Origin of the sequence: Gramella sp. Hel_I_59 (assembly GCF_006714895.1) — a bacterium.
Taxonomy (GTDB): domain Bacteria; phylum Bacteroidota; class Bacteroidia; order Flavobacteriales; family Flavobacteriaceae; genus Christiangramia.
Window position 1 is genome coordinate 16,726 of sequence record NZ_VFME01000001.1, and the last position, 23,570, is coordinate 40,295.

13 protein-coding genes are annotated in these 23,570 nt (G+C 40.2%); 4 read left to right on the forward strand and 9 right to left on the reverse strand.

Translation table 11 applies throughout. The annotated features are described in order from the left end of the window. The first annotated feature begins 30 nt into the window (after nucleotides 1-30). The 3 genes from JM79_RS00105 (at nucleotide 31) to JM79_RS00115 (ending at nucleotide 5,186) form a co-directional block, all read left to right on the forward strand. The gene (locus tag JM79_RS00105; protein ID WP_141876221.1) at nucleotides 31-2,490 is read left to right on the forward strand and encodes a ribonucleoside-diphosphate reductase subunit alpha; all 2,460 of its coding nucleotides are present in this window, start codon (nucleotides 31-33) and stop codon (nucleotides 2,488-2,490) included. 91 nt (nucleotides 2,491-2,581) lie between these two features. Then, nucleotides 2,582-3,928 (forward strand): deoxyguanosinetriphosphate triphosphohydrolase, encoded by a 1,347-nt coding sequence (locus tag JM79_RS00110; protein ID WP_141876222.1) that lies wholly within the window; start codon nucleotides 2,582-2,584, stop codon nucleotides 3,926-3,928. A 115-nt stretch (nucleotides 3,929-4,043) separates the two neighbouring features. Further along, on the forward strand, nucleotides 4,044-5,186 hold the full coding sequence (locus tag JM79_RS00115) for a sensor histidine kinase (protein ID WP_141876223.1): 1,143 nt from the start codon (nucleotides 4,044-4,046) through the stop codon (nucleotides 5,184-5,186). Here the strand turns inward: JM79_RS00115 and JM79_RS00120 are convergent. Together JM79_RS00120 and JM79_RS00125 are read right to left on the reverse strand one after the other, a co-directional pair. Then, on the reverse strand, nucleotides 5,183-6,175 hold the full coding sequence (locus tag JM79_RS00120) for a DUF3078 domain-containing protein (protein ID WP_141876224.1): 993 nt from the start codon (nucleotides 6,173-6,175) through the stop codon (nucleotides 5,183-5,185). The genes JM79_RS00115 and JM79_RS00120 overlap by 4 nt on opposite strands. A gap of 34 nt (nucleotides 6,176-6,209) precedes the next feature. After that, nucleotides 6,210-7,982, reverse strand: coding sequence for a 1-deoxy-D-xylulose-5-phosphate synthase (locus JM79_RS00125; protein WP_141876225.1), 1,773 nt, complete (start codon nucleotides 7,980-7,982; stop codon nucleotides 6,210-6,212). 90 nt (nucleotides 7,983-8,072) lie between these two features. Between JM79_RS00125 and JM79_RS00130 the strand changes: the two genes are divergently transcribed. Continuing rightward, the gene (locus JM79_RS00130; RefSeq protein WP_141879134.1) at nucleotides 8,073-8,522 is read left to right on the forward strand and encodes a nucleoside deaminase; all 450 of its coding nucleotides are present in this window, start codon (nucleotides 8,073-8,075) and stop codon (nucleotides 8,520-8,522) included. A gap of 28 nt (nucleotides 8,523-8,550) precedes the next feature. Here the strand turns inward: JM79_RS00130 and JM79_RS00135 are convergent, their stop codons facing one another. From JM79_RS00135 to JM79_RS00165, 7 genes are all read right to left on the reverse strand, one after another. Next, nucleotides 8,551-9,327 carry a glycoside hydrolase family 16 protein gene (locus JM79_RS00135; protein WP_141876226.1) on the reverse strand — a complete coding sequence of 259 codons (777 nt, stop codon included), beginning with the start codon at nucleotides 9,325-9,327 and terminating at the stop codon, nucleotides 8,551-8,553. Beyond that, entirely contained in the window at nucleotides 9,327-11,603 is a 2,277-nt protein-coding gene (bglX, locus tag JM79_RS00140; protein ID WP_141876227.1) for a beta-glucosidase BglX, read from the reverse strand. The genes JM79_RS00135 and bglX overlap by 1 nt, the downstream gene beginning before the upstream one ends. A gap of 58 nt (nucleotides 11,604-11,661) precedes the next feature. After that, a complete protein-coding gene (locus JM79_RS00145; protein ID WP_141876228.1) occupies nucleotides 11,662-13,311 on the reverse strand; it encodes a family 16 glycosylhydrolase in 1,650 nt (549 codons plus the stop codon). A gap of 14 nt (nucleotides 13,312-13,325) precedes the next feature. Then, the gene (locus JM79_RS00150) at nucleotides 13,326-16,010 is read right to left on the reverse strand and encodes a PKD domain-containing protein (protein WP_141876229.1); all 2,685 of its coding nucleotides are present in this window, start codon (nucleotides 16,008-16,010) and stop codon (nucleotides 13,326-13,328) included. A gap of 24 nt (nucleotides 16,011-16,034) precedes the next feature. Then, nucleotides 16,035-17,507, reverse strand: a complete 1,473-nt coding sequence (locus JM79_RS00155) for a RagB/SusD family nutrient uptake outer membrane protein (RefSeq protein WP_141876230.1) — start codon at nucleotides 17,505-17,507, stop codon at nucleotides 16,035-16,037. Between the two features lie 4 nt (nucleotides 17,508-17,511). Continuing rightward, nucleotides 17,512-20,532 (reverse strand): TonB-dependent receptor, encoded by a 3,021-nt coding sequence (locus JM79_RS00160; protein WP_141876231.1) that lies wholly within the window; start codon nucleotides 20,530-20,532, stop codon nucleotides 17,512-17,514. 240 nt (nucleotides 20,533-20,772) lie between these two features. Further along, nucleotides 20,773-23,562 carry a triple tyrosine motif-containing protein gene (locus JM79_RS00165; RefSeq protein ID WP_260443339.1) on the reverse strand — a complete coding sequence of 930 codons (2,790 nt, stop codon included), beginning with the start codon at nucleotides 23,560-23,562 and terminating at the stop codon, nucleotides 20,773-20,775. Between the last annotated feature and the right edge of the window lie 8 nt (nucleotides 23,563-23,570).

Below are 23,570 nucleotides of genomic sequence, written 5' to 3' on the forward strand. Positions count from 1 at the left end.
ACTTAAGCTCCCAAAAAACAATTCCAGCTTATGTATGTTGTAAAAAGAGACGGCCATAAAGAACCTGTAATGTTCGATAAGATCACCGCCAGGGTTAAGAAACTTTGCTACGGTCTCAATGAACTTGTAGATCCTGTAAAAGTTGCTATGCGTGTGATCGAGGGTCTATACGATAATGTTTCTACCAGTGAACTCGATAATCTCGCTGCTGAAATTGCCGCGACGATGACCACTTCTCATCCAGATTATGCGAAACTCGCTGCCAGGATCTCGGTTTCGAATCTTCATAAGAACACGAAAAAAAGTTTTTCTGAAGTGATGACAGATCTGTATGAGTATGTGAATCCGCGTACCAATGAAAAGGCAGCCTTACTTTCAGAAGAAGTATATGAGGTGATCCTGGAAAACAAAGAGAAACTAGATTCCACCATTATTTACAACCGGGATTTCAATTATGACTATTTCGGCTTTAAAACTTTGGAAAGATCCTATCTTTTAAAACTGGACGGTAAGATCGTGGAAAGACCTCAGCATATGTTGATGCGTGTTTCAATTGGGATTCATCCTGATGATCTTGATAGCGCCATTGAGACCTATGAACTTATGTCTAAAAAGTTCTTTACCCATGCTACCCCAACACTTTTTAACAGCGGAACACCAAAACCCCAAATGTCTTCCTGTTTTCTACTTAGTATGATAGACGACAGCATTGATGGCATTTACGACACGCTGAAGCAGACTGCAAAGATCTCTCAATCTGCTGGAGGTATAGGCCTATCTATCCACAATGTGAGAGCGACTGGGTCTTATATTTCAGGAACTAATGGTACTTCCAATGGAATTGTGCCGATGCTTAGGGTATTTAATGATACCGCCAGATATGTGGATCAGGGAGGTGGAAAAAGAAAAGGTTCATTTGCGATGTACGTGGAACCATGGCATGCTGATATTTTCGATTTTCTGGACCTTAAAAAGAACCACGGAAAAGAAGAAATGCGTGCGCGTGACCTCTTTTACGCTATGTGGATCCCAGATCTATTTATGAAAAGGGTACAGGAAAATGGCAGCTGGACGCTTATGTGTCCGCATGAATGTCCTGGTCTTTTCGATACTTACGGAGATAATTTTGAAGCGCTTTACGAAAAATATGAAGCTGAAGGAAAAGGCCGAAGAACTATTAAAGCAAGAGAGTTGTGGGAAAAAATCATGGAGTCTCAAATAGAAACTGGAACTCCATACATGCTCTATAAGGATGCCGCTAATAGAAAATCTAATCAAAAGAACTTAGGAACGATTCGTTCTTCTAATCTTTGTACAGAAATTATTGAATATACCAGCAAGGATGAAGTCGCCGTATGCAACCTTGCCTCTATCGCCTTGCCTATGTTCATTAAGAACAATGAATTTGATCACAAGGAACTTTTCAAGATCACGAAGAGAGTGATCAAGAACCTAAATAAGGTGATCGACAGGAATTACTACCCGGTTAAGGAAGCTGAAAATTCCAATATGCGTCATCGCCCGGTTGGCCTGGGAGTTCAGGGACTTGCCGATACATTTATTAAACTACGATTGCCATTTACGAGTGACGAAGCAAAAAAACTGAACCAGGAGATCTTCGAAACTCTTTATTTCGCTGCGGTTACGGCATCTATGGAACTTGCAAAAATTGAAGGTCCATACTCTACGTACGAAGGTTCGCCAATTAGCCAGGGAGAATTCCAGTTTAATATGTGGGGGATTAAAGATGAAGAACTAAGCGGTCGCTGGGATTGGGGTAAACTTAGAAAGCAGATCGAGGAAAATGGAGTTCGAAACTCCTTATTGCTCGCACCAATGCCAACTGCTTCCACTTCCCAAATATTAGGAAATAACGAAGCTTTTGAACCTTATACCTCCAATATTTATACAAGAAGAGTACTCTCTGGAGAGTTTATCGTGGTGAACAAGCATTTACTAGAGGACCTTGTTTCAAGAGATCTTTGGACAGAAGATGTGAAAAATGCTATCATGAGAAACAACGGTTCTGTTCAGGATATCGATGTGATTCCGCAGGACCTTAAAGAACTTTATAAAACGGTCTGGGAAATGAGCATGAAGGATATTATCGATATGTCCAGGCATCGTGGTTATTTTATTGATCAGTCTCAATCGTTAAATCTATTCATGGAAAACGCGAATTACAGCAAACTGACTTCCATGCATTTCTACGCCTGGAAAAGCGGACTTAAAACAGGAATGTATTACCTGAGAACGAAATCGGCGGTAGACGCTATTAAGTTTACACTCGAAAAAGAGAAAAAGCAGGAACCGGTTGCGGTTACTTCGGAAGCTCCTATGCGAGCTGCTGAAAAACTTCAGGAGAATGCACAGCCTGTAGTTTCAGACAAAACAGAAGCGGAAGGAGCGCTGTCTCCGGAAGAACTTAAAGCACTCATTGCACAATCCAAAGAAGCTGAAGGTGACGACTGCCTGATGTGCGGATCTTAAAGAATTTTGGCTAATTCAAATTTGAATGCGGGAAGGGAGGCAGTTATTGCTTCCCTTTTTTATATTTTTGAACCTCAACAACTGGAAAATCATGACCTGGGATCAACTTTTATCACTTAAACGTTTCGGAGACAAGAACAAACGACTGCGTATTGAGCAAAATGAAACACGTTTAGGTTTTGAAGTAGATTATGATCGTATCATATTTTCTTCAGCATTTAGAAGCCTGCAGGACAAAACACAGGTAATTCCACTTTCCAAGACAGATTTTGTGCATACCAGGCTAACGCACAGCCTCGAAGTTTCAGTTGTTGGAAGGTCGCTGGGAAGATTAACGGGTCAGAAATTATTACAGAAACATCCACATCTGAGGGATTCTTCAGGTTACCAGATGAATGATTTTGGGGCTATTGTCGCAGCGGCAGCTCTTGCCCATGATATTGGAAATCCACCTTTTGGACATTCCGGAGAGAAAGCAATTGGAGAATACTTCAGCCATGGAAACGGTAAAAGGTTTAAAGAATCTCTTTCAGAAGCTGAATATCAGGATCTGGTGAAATTTGAAGGAAATGCGAATGGTTTCAGAATACTTACAGAAAACAGACCAGGAATTAGCGGTGGCCTGCGATTGTCCTACGCTACTTTAGGAGCATTCACAAAATACCCCAAGGAATCCCTTCCGCATAAACCAAGTTCCAGGATCGAAGATAAAAAGTTTGGATTTTTCCAGAGTGAAAAAGAAACTTTTGAGGATATCGCTGAAGAACTGGGATTGAAAATCACGCGCGAAGGCAAACACATTGGATATGCCCGGCATCCTCTGGCCTTTCTGGTTGAGGCCGCAGATGATATTTGTTATACGATCATTGATTTTGAAGACGGAATTAATCTTGGACTTATCGATGAAGATTATGCTTTGGAATACCTCATCAAACTCGTAAAGGATAGTATCAATACTTCCAAATATCATGAACTTCAAACTACTTCAGACAGGCTGGCGTATTTGCGTGCTTTAGCTATCAACACGCTAATTACAGAAGCCGCAGAGATCTTTTTAAAGAATGAAGATGCCATTCTGGAAGGTGAATTTCATGAAGCTTTATTCGATAAAAGCAAGTACGAAGCTCAAATTCGGGATATTATTAAGATAAGTGTGGAAAAAATCTATCAAAGCGAAGAGGTGATCGGGAAGGAAATTGCCGGCTTTAAAATGCTTTCTTATTTGCTGGATATTTATACTCAGGCTTTCCTTGCCGATACTGAAAATGAAGATTCCAACTTCACGAAGCTGGTCAAAAAATCTGTTCCACAGTTAAGTTATTTGAATGAAGAAGATTCGATTTATGATAAATTGATCGCTATATGTTCATACATTGCTTCGCTAACCGACGGTCTTACCGTAGCCTCATTTAAAAGATTTCAAGGTTTAGATGCTTAAAACGTTAAAAAATTAACGTTTAGTATTATTTATTCTTTGCAGTCTAAAGTAATTTCACGACTTAAGCTTCTGGTTCTTCAATATTTAAGTTTCAGATACTTACATAGTTAGTGTTATGAAAAAGGTTACTCAAATTTTAAAGAACAATTCTCAGCTTATCATCGAGGATTGGGAGCGACAGGTGTTCGAACTTGTAAAATCATCAACTTCGGCCAATAGGATCGCACTTCGGGATCATGTTCCAAACATCCTGAATGATATTATTGGAATCATGGAAGAATACGATATAATTGACTGGAATCTTGAGGATCCTAAAATTGCATTAATCGAAAGCAATAGTATAGATCATGGCAGGCATCGTGCCAGTTCTGGAAGCTTTTCTGCAGATGAGATCCTTCACGAATATATCATCTTCCACAACGTGATTCTCAGGGTGCTCAATATAAATGGCGTCAAAGATCATAATACCTATAATATTTTAAAGTGCTGTGTTGATAAATCTATGATGAAAAGCCTGGAGGCCTACACAAAGTCAATCCAAGAGATGCAAAGCAAATTAGTTGCTACTCTTGCACACGATATTAGGAATCCCCTCTCTGCCGCGAGATTGGGAATCGAAATGCTCAATTCAGAGGATATAGATCAGGATCGAAGTATTAGGGTCAAGAAAATGACCATGCATAGTGTGAATAAAGCTCTTGAAATGCTGGAAGGATTACTGGATAGTATTACTGTAAAGGCTGGTGAAGGGATGATGCTTACTTATGCTGAAATAGATCTGTATAGCGATATAGAAACCATTTACCAGGAAGCTTCAGAGATCTATTCTGAAGAGATCATTTTAGAATGTCCGGACAAGGATCTTTATGGTATTTATGACGCTGTAGCTGTACGCAGAATGTTAGAAAATCTAATTACCAACGCGATCAAATATGGTGATAATAATACCCCAATCACCATGAAAATCGAGAAGGATGGGGACGATCAATTACTGCTTTCTGTACATAACTATGGAAATCCTATTCCGCAGGAAAAACAAAAGGCGATCTTTGATTTTCTGCAATACGGAAAGCAAACTAAAAAGCCTAAGCTCAAAAGCTGGGGCATAGGACTTACACTGGTTAAAATGGTTGCTGAAGCGCACGGTGGTGCAGTTGAACTCACCAGTGAGAAAAATAAAGGAACTGAATTTATTATTAGAATTTCTAATAAAGCGAATCAACCCGGAAAAATACGTACAAAACTCAACCTGGTTTAAAACTCATAAACTACACCAACTCCAAGCATTTGCTTTAGCTGGATTCTGGCGCCAGAAGTTTCGAGTTTACCATCGCCATTGGTATCTTCCTTGAATTTGACGTCATCATCATAGCGGATATGCGTGCCTACATTGGCTTTAACGAAATCATTCACCTTCATATTTACTGCCAGTTGCCAGTCGACATCCACATTTCCGAAGTTATTGAGATAATCTGAATACAGACTTAGCTGATTACTCAAATCAATGTTCTCAAAAACTTCCTTATTATATTCGCTGGTAAAGAGAAAACCAAATTCTGTTCTAAGCATCTCACCTTCTTTGATAATATTCCCGAGTTCATCGGTCACTGCAGGCTCCACACCAAACATTCCTTCATTAGCAAGTCTCTGGTCCAGTACGAAAGTTGATTTTACAGTAACAGGAGAAAGGTAAATAGTAAGATCCTCTACAGGATGCGAAAATTCTGTTCCTCCCCCAAGAAAGGTATAACCGGGAGCCATTAATTTCGAAATTGGAACTTCGGTATCAGGGTATTTATAACCGTTGGTGAATTGTGTGTTGAAACTAAATTTACCTGAATAATACCAGTTCGAAGTACTGTCGGTTCTAAAACCAAAAGAGGAACTTAATCTTAATTCATCTTCTGTCTTTCTAATTTCCCTGCCTTCCTGCGCATTAATTCCATACCTCAGCTTTGCCGAATTCTTCCAGATGGTATAATCTTTTTCAAAATCCCGTTCAAAACCGGCATATAATAAAGCCGAAATTGAGTTGTTTCCCCCAGCATTCCAGTTTACAAAAGCCACTTCACTTAGATTCATTCCGAAGGTATTCTTCTCGGTCCAGTAGATCAACATGGAATCTGATGCTGTGGTATCCTTCGCTGCCGTTGCTGTAGTATCATTCACCCTAACATGTTTAATATGAGCAGCTGAACTACAGAATGAAGTAAATATAAATAGAAGGCTTAAAAGGTAAAATTTCATCAGGTAGGAATTACAGAATCGCAAAAATATAAAATCAGTTCAAAGTTTCCAGCTTTTGCCGTATTCCTTCAACGTTAATTCCGGCGATTTCTTGTAATTCATTGATATTTCCGTGTTCTATAAAATTATCGGGCACCCCCATAATATCAATTTTACCCTTATAATCAAGTTGCATGGCAAGCTCCAGAATCGCACTTCCAAAACCTCCGGAAATAACACCATCCTCAATAGTGATGATTTTATCAAATTTTTCGAAAATCTCTTTTAGCAGATCTCTATCGAGCGGTTTGATAAATTTCATATCATAATGCGCAATACTCCCTAAGCCTTGATAATTTTTAATTGCTTCGGAAGCATTTACAGCCATATTACCAATCGTTAAAATAGCGATGTCGGTTCCTTGCTGAAGGCATTCAGCTTTACCAATAATAGTCTTTTGAAAGGGAGTTTTCCATTCAATCTGAGATCCTCTTCCACGAGGATAACGAATTACCAGTGGTTTATTTAAACCAAGCTGAGCCGTGTAGAGAAGGTTTCTAAGCTCGGTTTCATTTCTTGGAGCAGCAATCATAAGATCTGGAATAAGTCGGCAATAAGCGATATCAAAAACACCATGGTGCGTAGCTCCATCTTCACCTACCAAACCAGCACGATCCAGGCAAAATATTATCGGCAATTTTTGCAACGCAACATCGTGAATTAACTGATCGTATGCACGTTGAAGGAAAGTAGAATAAATAGCACAAAAAACAGTAAATCCTTGGGTGGCCATTCCGGCAGATAAAGTCACAGCATGCTGCTCTGCGATACCTACATCAAATGCCCTGTCAGGAAATGCATCCATCATATATTTAAGGGAACTACCTGTAGGCATCGCTGGGGTGACCCCTATAATTTTGTCATTTTTTTCCGCCAGTTCAACTAGAGTTAAACCAAAAACATCCTGAAATTTTATGGGTAAACCTTCGGTTTCATACTTCAGTAATTCGCCAGTTGCAGGTTCGAACTTACCGGGAGCATGATATTTTACCTGGTCTTCTTCAGCTTTCTTTAAACCTTTCCCCTTTTTGGTAATAACATGTAGAAATTTAGGTCCGCTAATTTCTTTCATCTCCTGTAAAACCTTCAGTAATCCAGGTAAATCATGACCATCTACAGGTCCGAAATATTGAAAATTGAGCGCTTCAATGATATTATCGCTGGCAGGTTTATGTCCAACTCTTGCTTTGGTAAGATATTCTTTCAAAGCCCCAACGCTGGGATCGATACCAATTGCGTTATCGTTTAAAATAACCAGCAAGTTCGCTTTGGTTACTCCAGCATGATTTAATCCTTCGAAAGCCATTCCGCTAGCGATGGAAGCATCTCCAACCACTGCGATATGTTGTTTTTGATGCTCGCTTTTAAGCTGGGAAGCGATCGCCATTCCAAGCGCTGCTGAGATGGAAGTAGAAGAATGCCCTACGCCAAAAGTATCGAATTCACTTTCATCCCTTTTCGGGAATCCGCTAATTCCATTCAGCTGTCGGTTAGTATGAAAAGTATTCTTTCTTCCAGTTAGTATTTTATGGCCATAAGCCTGGTGACCAACATCCCACACCAGCAGATCTTCAGGCGTATTAAAAATGTAATGTAATGCGATGGTAAGTTCTACAACACCCAGACTTGCCCCAAGATGACCTTCCTTGGTTGCTACGATTTCGATGATAAATTCTCTAAGTTCCCTGGCCAGATCCTGTAGGCCGGCTTCCGGAAGCTTTCGCAGATCCTGCGGAAAGTTGATGGTTTCTAATAGTTTTCTGGTCATTTGCAACAAAGTTACATCATGCAAACTGAATTATAAACCTGAAATTAAAACGTAATTTTCAAAATTGATATCTTGCATGAAAACCAGGGAATGATCAATCCATACGATGACACTTACTTTATGCGGAAAGCGCTGGAAGAAGCGGAAACTGCTTATGAAAAAGGGGAAATACCCGTTGGAGTGGTCGTGGTCATCAACGACAGGATCATTGCAAGAGGACATAATCTTACAGAAACGCTGAACGATGTAACTGCTCATGCCGAAATGCAGGCTATCACAGCTGCAGCAAGCTTTCTGGGCGGTAAATATCTTAAAGATTGTACCATGTACATCACCCTGGAACCCTGCCAGATGTGTGCCGGCGCTCTTTACTGGAGTCAGATCTCCAAGATCGTTTTTGCTGCTGAAGATAGCACAAGAGGCTATAGAAAAAATGGAGTCCAGCTTCACCCAAAGACTAAAGTGACATCAGGAATTCTGGAAGAAGAAGCTTCCACTTTACTGAAGCGCTTTTTTATAGAAAAAAGAAATCTTAATTAAAAAAGCCCCGATATCGGGGCTTTTTACTTTAATATTCTTCAGGCAATTCAGTTACCTTGATATGATCTATATAGAATTTGTCTGGCAATGCCGACTCATCTATTTCCGCACCTCCAAGATTTCCTCCAACGGCCATATTTATAAGGAAATAGAAATCCTTCTTAAAAGGATACTCATCTTCATTATAGTTTTCCGGAGTAAAGCGGTATAACTGATTCCCGTCTACAAAAAATTTGATATAATCTGGCGTCCACACCGCTTTGTAGGTGTGATAACCTTCTTCGATATCTGTAATTTTCGTTTTCTTAGTATTAATCGTGTTCCCGTGACTTGCCGGAGTATGCAAGGAAGTAAAAACGATTCCCGGCTCTCTGCCTATATATTCCACAATATCGATCTCGCCACTGGCAGGCCATCCAACCTCACTAATGTCTGCACCCAACATCCAGATAGCTGGCCAGAGACCTTTACCCGTAGCAAGTTTTGCTTTTACTTCAATAACACCATAAGTAAACTCAACGTTGTCTTTGGAGTTGATCTTTCCTGAATAGTAGGTATCACCTTTTTTTTCCGCAGTGATTACCAGTTTGCCATCTTCCAGGGCAACATAATCGCGGTTGTAGATCTGCTTTTCGTTGTTCCCCCAACCACAAAGATCAGGGCAACCGTCCCCTTCTTCATAATTCCAGATCTCCATATTTAGAGTATCTGCGTTGAAGTCCTCTTCGAAAATTATTTTTTCCTGTGCACAGGCCGCAGAAACTAAGACAAGGCACAGGATTAAAAAGGAGTAGGGTCCTCTCATTATTTCTGAAAATTAAGGGTTACTGTTTGTAGCTCTTCTGAATTGGTTCCAACCATCAATCTGAACTCTCCTTCTTCAGCTTCCCACTTTTCCTGAGCGGTATAAAACTGAAGCATCTCTTCTGAAATTTCAAACTCTACAGTTTTAGTTTCACCCGCTTCCAGTTCGATCATCTCAAAACCTTTCAATTCCTTTACAGGTCTGCTCGTGCTAGCCACCATATCACGCACATATAATTGCACAACTTCTTTTCCTTTGGTATCACCAGAATTTGTAACTGCAACACTCAAAGTCGCAGTTTCACCTGAAGTTAGTATAGCTGAACTCAAAGTTGGTTTTGCGTAATCGAAAGCTGTGTAACTAAGCCCATAACCGAATGGAAATAAAGGTCCGTTTTCAATATCTGTATAATGCGAGTAGGTCACATGCTGTTCGCTGTATGGTCTTCCTGTGTTTTTGTAATTATAATACAATGGCTCCTGTCCCACAGCTCTAGGAAAAGAAACCGGTAATTTCCCGGAAGGATTATATTTTCCAAGAAGTACATCTGCAATTGCATTTCCACTTTCGGATCCAAGCTGCCAGGCTTCCACGATAGCAGGGATATTTTCAGCAGACCAGCTTAACTCCATTGGTCTTCCATTTATAAGTACCAGAACGATATTCTTATTTACATCGTAAACTTTTTTCAAAAGCTCTAGTTGCAGTCCGGCGAAACCAATATTTGCCTGACTTCTACCTTCCCCAGATTGAAATGCATCTTCACCAAGTACCATGACCACCACCTCAGCGTCTCTGGCATTTTTAACTGCCTCACCCATTCCTGTAGTATCGGTCTTGTTGATCTTGAGCGGCATTAGAAAGCTACGCTCTCCCATCCCTAACTTTACTCCTTCAGAATAAACAATATCAGAGTCTGGTAATTGGTTTTTTAAACCCTCTACTACAGATACTGCAGAGTTCGCTTCACCCTGTGCTCTCCAGTTTCCAATTGGCGTGTCCTTGTCATTAGCAAGCGGACCAATCACCGCGATCTTTCCTGCGGAAGCTGACATTGGCAAAAGATCGTTCTCATTCTTCAGAAGAACAATGGATTTTCTGGCAATATCACGTGCTGTTTCAAGATGTTGCTCATAAGGCACATCCTTTTTTACTTCAGCATTGATATAACGATAAGGATCTTCGAAAAGACCCATCATAAATTTAACTCTCAGGATTCTGCGAACTGCATCATTGATAAGCTCTTCATCAACTTTTCCTTCAGCAACCAATTGCTCCAGTCCGGCCTGATAAGCTCCGCCTTCCATATCCATGTCGCTTCCTGCTTTTACAGCAATTTCTGCAGCATGAACTTTGTCGCGGGCAAATCCATGAGGTATCATTTCTGAAATAGAACCCCAGTCTGAAACTATAAATCCATCCCAACCCCATTCAGTTTTTAGTAACTCGCGCTGAAGGCTTTCACTACCAGTCGCAGGAATACCGTCAATCGTGTTGAAGGCATTCATAAAAGTTGCAGCTCCAGCATCTGCCGCAGCTTTAAACGGTGGCAGAATGACATTATGAAGTTCGTTCTTACCAATATTCACGGTGTTATAATCCTTTCCACCTTCAGCAAAACCATATCCAGCAAAATGCTTAGCGGTTGCTGCGATCGTATTAGGATTTGCAAGGTCATCTCCCTGGTATCCATTTACTTTGGCAACTGCAACCTGAGAGGTTAAATAAGGATCTTCCCCGGAACCTTCCATGATTCGTCCCCAGCGAGCATCGCGTGAAACATCGATCATTGGCGAAAACGTCCAGTTCACACCTTCTGCGACAGATTCTAAAGCGGCAATTCGAGCCGACTCCTCTGCAGCTTCCATATCCCAACTGGCAGTTTCTGCCAACGGCACCGGAAAAATTGTTTTGTATCCATGGATCACATCATATCCAAAAATAATCGGAATCTTGATACGTGAATTTTCCATGTTCAGCTTTTGTGCTTTTTCGGTCGCTTCTACTGAAAGAACATTCAGCATAGATCCAACCAGACCTTTTTTAAGTCTGTCTTCTTTTTGTTTATTACCGGTTTCAGAAGCGGGTCCTGTAAGATCCCAACTTCCGTTGTACTGGATCATCTGGCCTACTTTCTCTTCCAGGGTCATAATGTTTAAAACCGAATCTACTTTGGCTTCGACATTCTTTACCGAACTTTTGAGACCTGATTCCTGGGCATGGAGCCCTATGGTCCCAAGCACGAGTGAAAGGGTACTTAAGAATAACTTTCTCATAATCTTAAAAAATAAATCCCGGAACCTGAAAGATCCCGGGAGTTGTTAGCTAAACAAACTATTTATATACTCTGATGTAATCCACTTCCATAGAAGCTTCGCTAAATTCTGCAGGGATATTACCGCCAAGTGCGCCACCCATTGCTACATTCATAATCAGGAAGAAATCCTTGTTGAACGGCAGAGAAGATTCATTGGTAAACGTAAAGTTCACCTCGTTATCTACCAGAAAAGTGATTTCATCTGCTGTCCATTCTACGGCATATGTATGCCACTCTGTAGCTGCAAATTGAATATCGGTTGCTTCGAAAATTGCATTACCGCCGGAATTTCCAGGGAAATGTAATGCTGAAGAAACTTCATTTGGTTTGTTACCTACAAATTCCATGATGTCGATCTCACCGGTAGCAGGCCATCCAACTACATCAAAATCGGCTCCAAGCATCCAGATCGCTGGCCATGTTCCACCACCTTCAGGCATCTTGGCACGAGCTTCTACACGACCGTAAGTCACTTCAAACTTGTCCATAGTAGTAATTCTTGCAGAAGTGAAATCAAATCCGCTCTCAGCTTCTCTTCGAGCTGTAATAACAAGACTTCCGTCTGCTACAGACACATTATCTTCAGTATAATATTGTACTTCGCCATTACCCCAACCATTAGTTCCGTTTCCGGTTTCGTAGTTCCAGATAGTAGTATCCAGTGCATCGCCATCAAATTCATCGCTCCAGAAGATTTCATTGAATTGAGAAACAAATGCTTCTTCTTCCTCTTCTTCTCCTCCAGTACCAGCTTGTTGCTGCTCAAAAGGAGTAGTTGTGAATTTAAGATACCAGGCAAGATCAGGATTGCTTCCTGGAATTGCTCTTACATACATGGTATTTTCAGTAATACTTAGAACCTCATAGTTACTTGCTCCAATGTAATAGCTCATAAATCCACCGCCACCTAATTGGATTTCAGTTCCAGTCGTAGCATCTGCAGGAACTCCATTTTCTGCCGGAGCCAGGGTAACAGACTTATCGCCAGAAGTATCGTAATCGATACATTCATCCTGACCACCGCCGCCACCAAACTCGGTTACGTAGTCTACATTGAAAAACGTTTGACCCATGTTGTCCTGATTGTATGTGATATTCTCACCATTTTCAGTAAAAGTCAGCTCATCTGTATAAAAACATGAAGAGATCTCATCACCCGCTTTTTCGAATGGTGCTGCCTGATAAAATTCAGGAAAAGCACTAGCAACTCCGTCTGCTACAAAATTGGGTCCTACTCCAAGATGTCCAGCTTCAACTGCCGCAACATACCAGGTTTTAGAACTTCCTCCAGTAAGGAATTGTTTAGTATCAGGATCATTAAAATCACTTTCAACTTCAACTTCCAGAGACATGGAGCTACTAACACCACCTTTACCGTAGGCTACTACGGTTACCAGGTACGTATTCAGTCCTGTTCTGGTGAAACGTTTTGTATAGTTTCCACTTGGAGCAACAGCAGAAGAGCCATCGCTAAAGTTGTATTCATATGTGATCGCATCGTTGGCGGTAGCATTAAACTCTACCATCCCAGAGCCATCGTCACTAATATTTGTACTCACCTGAAGATCTGTAGGAACTACGATCGTATCGAGGGTGAGATCATCTTCCTGGCAACTCATGATAAAGAGAGTTGCAAACAGGAAGCTTATTAATTTAATATATCTCATAGTTTTTCTTTTTTCTAGTTCTGTTCGATATCGTCTATATAGAATTCACCAGCGGTAAATTCAGCAAAGGCAAGAAAGAGTGATACCTCATCAAATTGTCCATTAGGTACTGCAGGCTGCCCATTATTCGCATCGTCATTCGTGACAAAACTGTTTCTTGCATCATTAGCGAAGTCAAAAGTTAGTTCTTCCCAACCTGTTCCGCCGTGACTAACCTCAACCTCTACAGCTCTTTCTCCATTAACACCAGTCTCTAATTTGAAAACTACCTGGTAAGCAATTTCAGAATAAACTTTCATGGTGATCGTTTTATTTGATCCTGAAAAGTCTATTGGTTCGTCCAATATGAAAGTAAGTGCCTCATATTGACCACCGCCATTGGTAACTTTTCCAACTGCATTTGCTGTGGCATTGATTCCTGATTGCTCAGGATTTGTAACTATCTCGAAAGGAACACTGTTAGCACCAAGAGTGAAATCATCGCTTTCAAAGTCAAGTGGCAGAGCGAAATCTCCACTAGCTGAACCACCATCTGTACCACCTCCTGTAGAAGAATTCAAAGTAATATTATCGAAATATGTAACAGATTCAGATGTTCTCACTTCAAAGTCTGGGAATACAACTAGTCCTGTAATGTCAGTATTGTTAGGATCTCCAATAACTCCAGAAAAGTCGAAAGTCAATTCTTCCCATTCATTCGTTTTAGTATTCGCTACCTTGATTTCTCCTGTGGAACCTCCGGCTCCATTCTCGAACTTAATTCCTACATCACTAATCTTACTCTTCCAAACCCATACTTTCACGATACTATTAGAAGCATCTAATGTAAATGGCGTATTGAGCGTGGTAACAGTACCAGCATAAGATTCTCCGTCAGGTCGTGCAGTAAATTTAGCAACGCTCATAGAAGTATTTCCAGTCATGTCAGGATTTGTGATAATTTCCAAAGCAGGATTGTCGCCGTTTTCGAAAACTCTCCAGCTTGAAGAAAGTCCACCATTCGCGGCAGATTCGAAATCTACCGGGAAGCTTGTTGTTGTAGCAGCTGGTTCTCCACCATCTGTACCTTCACCTTGCATGATATCATCAAAATAATAAACTGAACCATCACCTGCTGGTTGTGCAGCATCATCAAACTCAGGGAAGATTACGAACTTATCGTAACCATCAGCCGGATCTACTAATGCTGAGAAATCATAAGTTAAAGTAACCCATTGGTTTGCTTCAGTAATTGTTTCATCAATGAAAACATTTGCAGGGTTTTCTTCCCCTTCTTTTTCCAACTGGAATCTTACATTAATTCCTGCTTTTGGAGACCACATTTTAAAACTGAATGTAGTTCCCTGTGATAGATCTATATTTTGAGGGAAGATTTGGAAGATCCCTGAATACCATGGTGAACCTTCACCTTTTACAAATTCGTATACGGTAGCAGAATTATTTCCATTCATATCTGGATTAGCAATTGGAGTTCCAGTAACATTTCCACCTTCGAATACACCTGATAGTGTTGTGTTATCTTCAAAACCTATTGGAAGATTTTCAGCAGCCATTGGAGCTCCGGTAACATCGCCATCACGCATTAGATCATCAACATAGAAAGTTCCAGCTGTAGAACCACCCTGGTCAAGAAATAAAGATATTCTATCAAACTGACCATCTGGAACAATCGCAGCTCCACCAGTGTCATTATTATCTATATAACTTGTAGTGGCATCTGTAGCGAAATTGAAGGTTAAGGTTTCCCATCCTGTACCACCGTGCTGTGCATCAACTTCGTTTGATCGCTCATCGTTCACACCAGTTTCTAATTTAAGAAGTACTGGAAAAGCTACTTCAGAATAAATTTTTACTGTAAGTGTTTTATTATCACCAGAAAAGTCCACGGCTTCACCAAGATTGAAGGTCACACCTTCAAATTGAGCTCCTGCCTTTGTGATAGCACCAACCATAGATTCTGTATCGTTAGTTCCAGATAATTGGGGATTTGCAACGATCTCGAAAGCAGTCTCTGCAGCTCCAAATGGAGTTACTGCATATCCAACAAGGGGATCATCAAATGTTACTGGTAATTTTAAAGGATCTGAAGCCTCAGGTACTTCAACTTCTACAGTTTCTTCTGCAGTCGCTGCACCAGCTCCTTTAGCTACCACTCTAATTGTATAAGTTCCAGCCGCAGCATAAGTATAAGAGATAGTTTCTCCTGGCATTAACTGAGTTGGCTCCTCATCGTCTGTATCTCCAAAATACACATCAAAACTTGCTGCATTGTCTGCCGTTGCGCTTACCTCTACCATTGCCGGGTTTGCGGGTAACTGGTTTACATTCACTTCCAGATTCTCCGGAGCTTTAAATGCGATAGTTAGACGTTGATTAAACTCGCTGGTTAGACCAGTAGAGCCTACAGCAACAACTTTTACTAGGTAAACACCCTCATCGTACACAGTAGTTGCAGTTTCTCCGTTGGCAAGTTCAGCGGTTTCTCCATTTCCAAAGTCAACCTGAAAAGTCTGAGCACCCACTCCACTAGGAGTAATAGTTACCGTACCGGTATCATCCTGGCTAATATCAAAATCTGCTGTTACATCTGTTGGAGCAGAGATTTCCTGGAACGCGTAGTTCGTAATTTCATCATCTTCACATCCTGTAAAAAGCAGAAGCGAGATGGTAAGCATTGCTAAAATTCTGAATATTTTCATTTTTATTCTTTTTAATGGTAGTTTTTAGTATCCTGGATTTTGCTCCCAATTGTTTCCTGCAAGCTCAATTTCGATAGCCGGGATAGGGAATAATTCGTGTTTTCCTGTAACGAAACCGTCGATTTCATCTGCTGCTCTTCCTGTTCTTACCAGGTCGAAGAAACGATGTCCTTCTCCTACAAGTTCCAGTCTGCGATCTTCATAGATCTGATTTAGCAGATTATTTCCAGAAAATGAAACATCTTCCAGTCCTGCTCTGTCTCTTACTCTGTTCAAATAAGTTCTAGCACGATCTTCATTTCCAGATTTAAAATTAGCTTCCGAAGCCATTAGTAGCACATCAGCGAAACGAATTGAGCGGTAGTTATTTGGATTTGTAAGGTTTTGGTCACCGGTATTCAAATCCCCAGCTCTCGCGATATATTTTCTGTTATAATATCCAGTATGTTCGTATCCTATAGCATAGCTTGCTCCAGTTGCAGCAGCATGTGCTTCGATATCAAGAATAGCTACATCTTTACGAATATCATCATCTGAAAACTCGTCAACTACTTCTTGTACGGGAACATTGAAACTAAATCCAGAATCAAATACAGCATCATCTGGATTAGGATAAGAAATGTTTCTTACACCATTAAATCCAACAGCCACATTTCCTTCTGAACATTGAAGACATCCAAAACCGGCACCTTCTTCATCTGAATACTGAACTTCAAAAATTGACTCCGCATTATTTTCACCTTCTGGCTCAAATATGAAGTTATAATCCTGCACGAGAGAGTAAGGTCCACTAATAACAGGTTCGAAAACAGTAGCTGCTTCAGCAAATTTATTCTGAAATAAATAGGCTTTTCCAAGCAAAGCCTGAGCTGCTCCTGAAGTTACACGACCTTTTACGCTTTGTACAGCCGGAAGGTTTGCCGCAGCGAACATTAGATCCTGCTCAATCTGAGCATATACTTCAGCTCTTGGAGTTCTAGGAATATCGAATTGTTCTCCAAACTGGATTCTGTTATCTACCGCTAATGGCACATCTCCAAACCATTTTACCAGTTCGAAATAATAATAAGCTCTTAGAAATCTTGCCTGAGCAACGATTTCAGTCTTACCTTCAAAGTCTAAAGCATCCTGAAATTCCAGTACGTAGTTTGCACGATTTACACCGGCGAACATCCAGCTCCAGATATCTCTTAATTGCTGGTTTACAGGAGTATGCTCCATATTGTCAATTTCCTGAATTCCAGGAGTATCGTTCGCACTCTCACCACCCGCAAGGGTATTATCTGAAGCGATCTCGCCCAGCATCACATTAAGGTAAGTAGATTGAAGCAGGTCATAAGCTCCAACCAATGCAAGGTCATAATCTTCGGGTGTATTAAAGAAATCCTCAGAATTTTCATCCTGGCTGTCTACATCCACGAAGTCATCACTACATCCAGATAGCGCCAAAAAAGCAAAGGCGAGTATCCAATTGATTGTATATAATTTCGTTCTCATCTAATTAAAATTTCATATTAATTCCTAACATATAAATTCTTGGTACTGGATAGAATCCCTGGTCTATACCACCACCAATTGGAGCTCCATTAGAAGCTGAAGGATCATACCCGCTGTATTCCGTAAGCGTAAAGGCATTATTTACTGAAGCGTATACTCTAAATTTTTCTACACCAGTATTTGCGATAAGATCTGAATCCAGTGTATATCCAACCTGTACGTTCTGTAATCTCAGGTAAGACCCATCTTCTACGAAGAAATCTGAAAACTGGTTATTACTTGTAGCACCAATAGTCACTCTTGGGAAGCTATCTGTCGTTCCTGGTCCAGTCCATCTACCTAAGAAAGCATTAGTTCTATTCGTATTTGGCTGATTTCTTTCAAAGTTTCTTACGATCTCATTTCCGAGGGAAGCAAAAGCATATGCGTTAAAATCCCAGTTCTTGAAGGTGAATCCAATATTTGCACCCATGGTAAGGTCTGGAATTGGATCTCCAATATCTGTTCTGTCATCACTATCTATAACACCATCACCGTTTTGATCTACAAAACGAATATCTCCTGGTGCAGCGTTCGCTTGCGTTGCAGCAGCATCAACTTCAGCTTGCGTCTGGAAAATTCCATTGGTTTCTAATCCATAGAAATACCCAATTGGTTTTCCTGGCTCCATTCTGGATGGTGGTTCCTGTCCTATTCCAAAAACTCCTCCGGGAATGAACCCGCTTTCACTGTTTACGTAAAGCACTTCATTTTTAAGAGCTGTAAGGTTATAGTTTACATTGAACTTAAAATTATCGTTTACAACCTGATTGTATCCAATAGAGAATTCAAGTCCCTCGTTTTCAACTCCACCACCATTTACAAACGGTGCAGAAGATCCAGGAGCAGCAACTCCTAAAATTCCTGATACCTGCGGAATTACAAGAAGGTCTTCAGTTTTCTTTTTAAAATAATCGATAGTAACATCAACACTGGAATTAAAGAACCTGGCATCAAGTCCAATATCAAGAGTCTTCTGCTTTTCCCATTTAATTTCAGGGTTTCCTAGAGCTCCACTTGCTTTTCCGAAGATAATTTCATCATCAAATACATACGCACCTTCTCCATTCAGCAAAGAGGCATATCTAAAAGCTGGAATTCTATCATTTCCAATAATCCCGTAACTACCTCTTAACTTCAAGAAGTTTAAAGCGCCGCTATCATTGATAAAATCTTCATCTGAAATTACCCAACCTACAGAAGCAGAAGGGAACCATCCAAATTTGTTTTCAGGACCAAAAGCAGTCGAACCATCACGTCTTATCAAACCAGAAAATAGATATTTTCCCTCATAGTCATATTGAACACGTGTGAAGTACGACAATAATCGAGTATCGAAAGTATCTCCACCGTTCTGATAGTTATCTACGATTTCCGCAGCATTTGAAACTCTAGCTGAGCCATATTCATTAGATGGAAGTTCAAATCCTGTTAAAGAAGCAAGATCTCCGGTAGTTTTAAAAACAGACATCCCCAATAACCACTTAAGATTATGATCACCAAAGCTGTCATTATAGGTTAAGAAGTTATCCCAGGTATAATCTCTATAGATCTCAAAGTTCTCGGTAACATTGTTACGGTCTACGTTGAAAACCTTTCCAGATCCGTAAAAAACCTCTGGAGAGAAATATCTTCCATCAACTTCTGAATAATTGAACTGGAATTGAGTTTTCGCAGTTAGCTTATCCCAGATAGTATATTCCAGTCCACCAACACCACTAATTTTATCTACTCGTGTATCATTGAAAGAATCATTGATCTGGGCGAGTGGATTGATCACTTCATTTCCTAGCCCTTCAGCGAGAGAGAAATTTCCATCAGCATCTCGTATAGGAATATTTGGATTCATGTTCACCGCATTAAAGAGTACAGAACCAAGTGCATTTTCAGCTAAAGTCTTACGGTTACTATTGGTATAGATACCTGATAAATTAAGTTTCAGGTTATCTATAATTTCAAGATTATAATTTACACGTCCTGTAAAACGATCATAATTGGACTTACTTCCACCAACGATACCATCCTGGTTAAAGTAAGATGCTCCAAAGGAATACTTTGATCGATCTCCACCACCAGAAATATTCAGGTTCATATCAGACATTGGTGCTGTTGTAAATACCTCATCCTGATAATCTGTTCCTTCTCCAAGATTTCTATAATTTGGAAAAGGAGGATTCTGACCATCTGCTGCATAAGCTTCGTTTACGATAACCGCATATTCGGTTGCGTTCAAAGCAGGTAATCTTCGTGTAGTTTGTTGAACACCTGTATAAGCATCAAACTCTACCTGAAGATCTGCATTGTAAGAGCCCGTTTTAGTAGTAATAAGAATTACCCCGTTAGCAGCTCTTACTCCATATATACCAGCAGTTGCATCTTTCAACACATTAATGCTTTCAATATCGTTAGGGTTAATAACACTAAGATCTTCGATCACGTTACCATCTACAAGGATAAGAGGACGGTTATCACCATTGGTACTTATACCCCTAATGTTAATAGTGGATGCGCTTCCTGGAGAACCTGAAGTAGAGGTGATGTTCACCCCTGCTACTCTACCCTGTAAGGCTTGTTCCACACGTGCCGGGTTCAAATCCTCTATGGTTTCTGAACCTACTACGCTTACAGCACCGGTTATTTCCTTTCTTGACTGAGTACCATACCCAATCACTACTACTTCATTTAATGCTTCTGAATCTGTTTGAAGCGTTACATTGATCGTTTGTTGATCATTCACTGTAATTTCCTGGGTCTGAAAACCTAAATAACTGAACTGAAGTACATCTCCAGAGGAGATATTCTGCACCGTATAATTTCCGTCAAAATCTGTAGTAGTACCTCTTGACTCATTTTTTACGATAACATTTACTCCCAGTAAAGGCATTTTGTTCTCATCGGTGATGGTTCCGCTAACCGAAAACGATTGCGCGTAAGCACCGAAAAACCCGCTTAGAAATACAATCAAAAGACAGGTAAATTTCCTCATGTGTTTTAAAATTAAATTTGCTTTTACAATATATTAACATGAAGTGTGTAGAGAGGATTTTCAACCTTTACAAAATATCTACAATTACAGATCTATCAATTTTTAGCGGCTTGAATTAAGGAAATCGCAATAAGGATAGGCATTGGATGCCATATTCAAGAGCCCTCGCTAAAGTGTTAAACTTTAGTAATTTAGCAGAATGTAGAGGTGATGTAGAGTTATTTTCTACAGTTGTAAAGGTTATAGAGAGAGAATGTACTCGGTTAAATTCGTTTCGCGATCAAGATTCATCTTTTTACGCAAACGATATCGTTTAATTTCTACACTTTTTACCGAAATATTTAGCAGAGGGGCAATTTCTTTAGAGCTAAGATTCAGTCTTAAATATGCACATAGTTTGAGATCATTAGAAGTGAGCTCAGGATGTCGAGATTTGATCTTTTTGAAGAAGTCTTTATCGGCATTGCTAAAAGCTTTCTTGAAGAATTTCCAGTTGTCTTCTTCACTAATATCCTTATCGATAGTTTGTATCACCGATTGAACCTTTCCGGTTTTTTCGTACTCCTTCAGTTGATCCTTGATCTTGGTTAGAAACTCATTCTTCTTAATTAGGCTCATGGTCGTTACCGCCAGTTCCCGGTTTTTACCTGTCATCTCCTGTTCCAGTTTCTCATTTTGCAACTTAATGATCTCCTTTTCGGCCTCCAGGTTCTTTAGTTTAAGGGCGCGTTCGTTCTCTGCCAGATATTTGCGGTGATGTCTTCTGTTCATTAAATGAACCGCATAAAGGATGAGAAGAAAGATCAGCACATATAAAATGACAGCGAGAGTACTTAAATAAAAAGGTCTTTCAACAGTAAAAGATAGGCTTGCAGGTTCAGTTTCAGAATTACCAACCCGGGCTTTAACCTCAAAAATATAATCCCCGAAATTCAAATTTTCGTAAGACACTTCATGTTCTTCCCTCCATGTACTCCAGTTTGAAGATAAACCAACGAGACGGTAACTGTATTTGGTATTGGTATATTTCTTAAAGACCGGCGCGCTAAACTCAAATTTCAGGTTATTACGCTGGAATGGAAGTTCTATCACTTCCGAAGAATTTAAAGAAACTCCGAGAGAATCTATAGAGCTTGCGGTAATTCGATCTATACTTATCTCGAAATCTGCAAAATTTGAGTCTGCAGCTGAATCATCAAAACTTACATAACCATTGGCAACTCCAAGTAAATACCTGTCATTTTTTAATCTGGTGATATTCTCATATCCTACCGCGATATTCCTATAGTCCTGGTCAATAAAAATATAGTCAAGTTGATAATCCTTGCCAATTCCTTCAGGTTCTATAGAAAAAATCCCTTCTTCGGAAAAACCCCAAAGAACATCATCTTCCTCGACGATCATTCTACCGGAAACTCTTTCCACATCGGTTACCAGAAGATTTAAAGAATTATCTGGATCGAATCGATTTTCAACCGGATCAAATTTGTAGATATTGGTTAGGCTACTATAATACAGACTATCATTAAACTGAAATACCCCGGAAGTTATTCCAGATTCCTCGTCAAATTTGTAGTTGGTGGTATTAGAGGCTGCATCTAGCGAATCATTGAGCTGAAGATTAAAAACTCCCTTATGTTCGTTACCAATCCATATACTGAGATCATCAGCAACCACAATACTTTTAGAGGAATGTGGAAAATTATTCAGCATGGGCAGATCTTCAAATCCTGAATCCTGCTTCCGTAGAAAACTGATACCATTATAATGTCCCTGAATATAGAGATCCTTCTTATATTTCTTAACGATCCAGGTCCCAAGACGCTCACTGATCTTTGTTGCAGTGGCTCCTTCCACCAGGAAAGTCCCACTATTATGCCCACAAAACAGGTTCCCTTCGATTTCGTTCAGAAACCAGACCTGTCCATTCGTTCCCGGAATCAGCTGAAATTCTTCGGAACCATCCATTTTAACATACAATCCCTGGTTTGTCCCCAGGTACAACAAATTGTTCTTTTCATAGGAATCGTAGACGGAGCCAACTTTCCCCCGGTTATCCTGAAAGGATCTGAAGCTAGATCCCAGATCAATCACACTAATTCCATGATCAAGCCCTGCCCATACATTCCCAGACTGATCAAGGTGCAGATCCAGGGTTGTATTATTTTGCAGAATATTATTCTGATCAAATCTACCAATGATCTTACCATCCCGATCGATTTCGAGCACACCACTTCCTACAGTTCCAAGGACTAGATTACCATTGTCAAGATCCAGTGCGTCGAGCGCATTTGGCTTTCCAATGCTTTCACTAAGCTGTATATTAAACTGCTCAAGCTCACCCGCGCGAATTTTATAAAATTCAGAATTACCGGTAATAATAGACAGACCATCATCAGCCAGATCGTATAAATGCATGATCGCAATATCTCCTAATTGCTCTCCGGTTATGATTTGTCTAGGCTGACCTTTTTCAAATTTATACAATCCATCACCAGCAAGCTGAAAATAAAGCTCATCTTCAAAATTGAAAATATTGGAAACGGGTTTCCCGCCTGGGTTAGCCATTTTCGCAATCTCATTTCGTTCAAGATCGTAGAGGTAAATGCCCGCAAAACTTCTAAAAACCACCTGTCCGTCTATATATTCGACGTCCCAGAATTGTTCGCCATCGCTAAGACCAGGGAATTTTGAAATCAGACTTTGAAAAACCAGATCTCCGTTATCTGTTGGAATCCAGTAGCCAGCTTCCATATAAGCTCCCGTAAAAATTTTGCCCTCTACGACTTTTACAGATCGAACTATAGATTTATTGGGAACCGGGTACAATCTCCAGCGCTCGCCATTATATTCCAGCAGACCCGTGCTATTTGCAAAATACAGATTCTTGTTATCAGCCTGTGAAATCATCCAGTTCTGATTTCCTGCGGAATAATCATTAGGGCTGAAATTGGTAACCGGCGGGAGTTCCTGTCCATATGCTGACAGATTACCTAAGGCCAGTCCGCTAACAATAAGCAGGAATAGCATTATTGAAT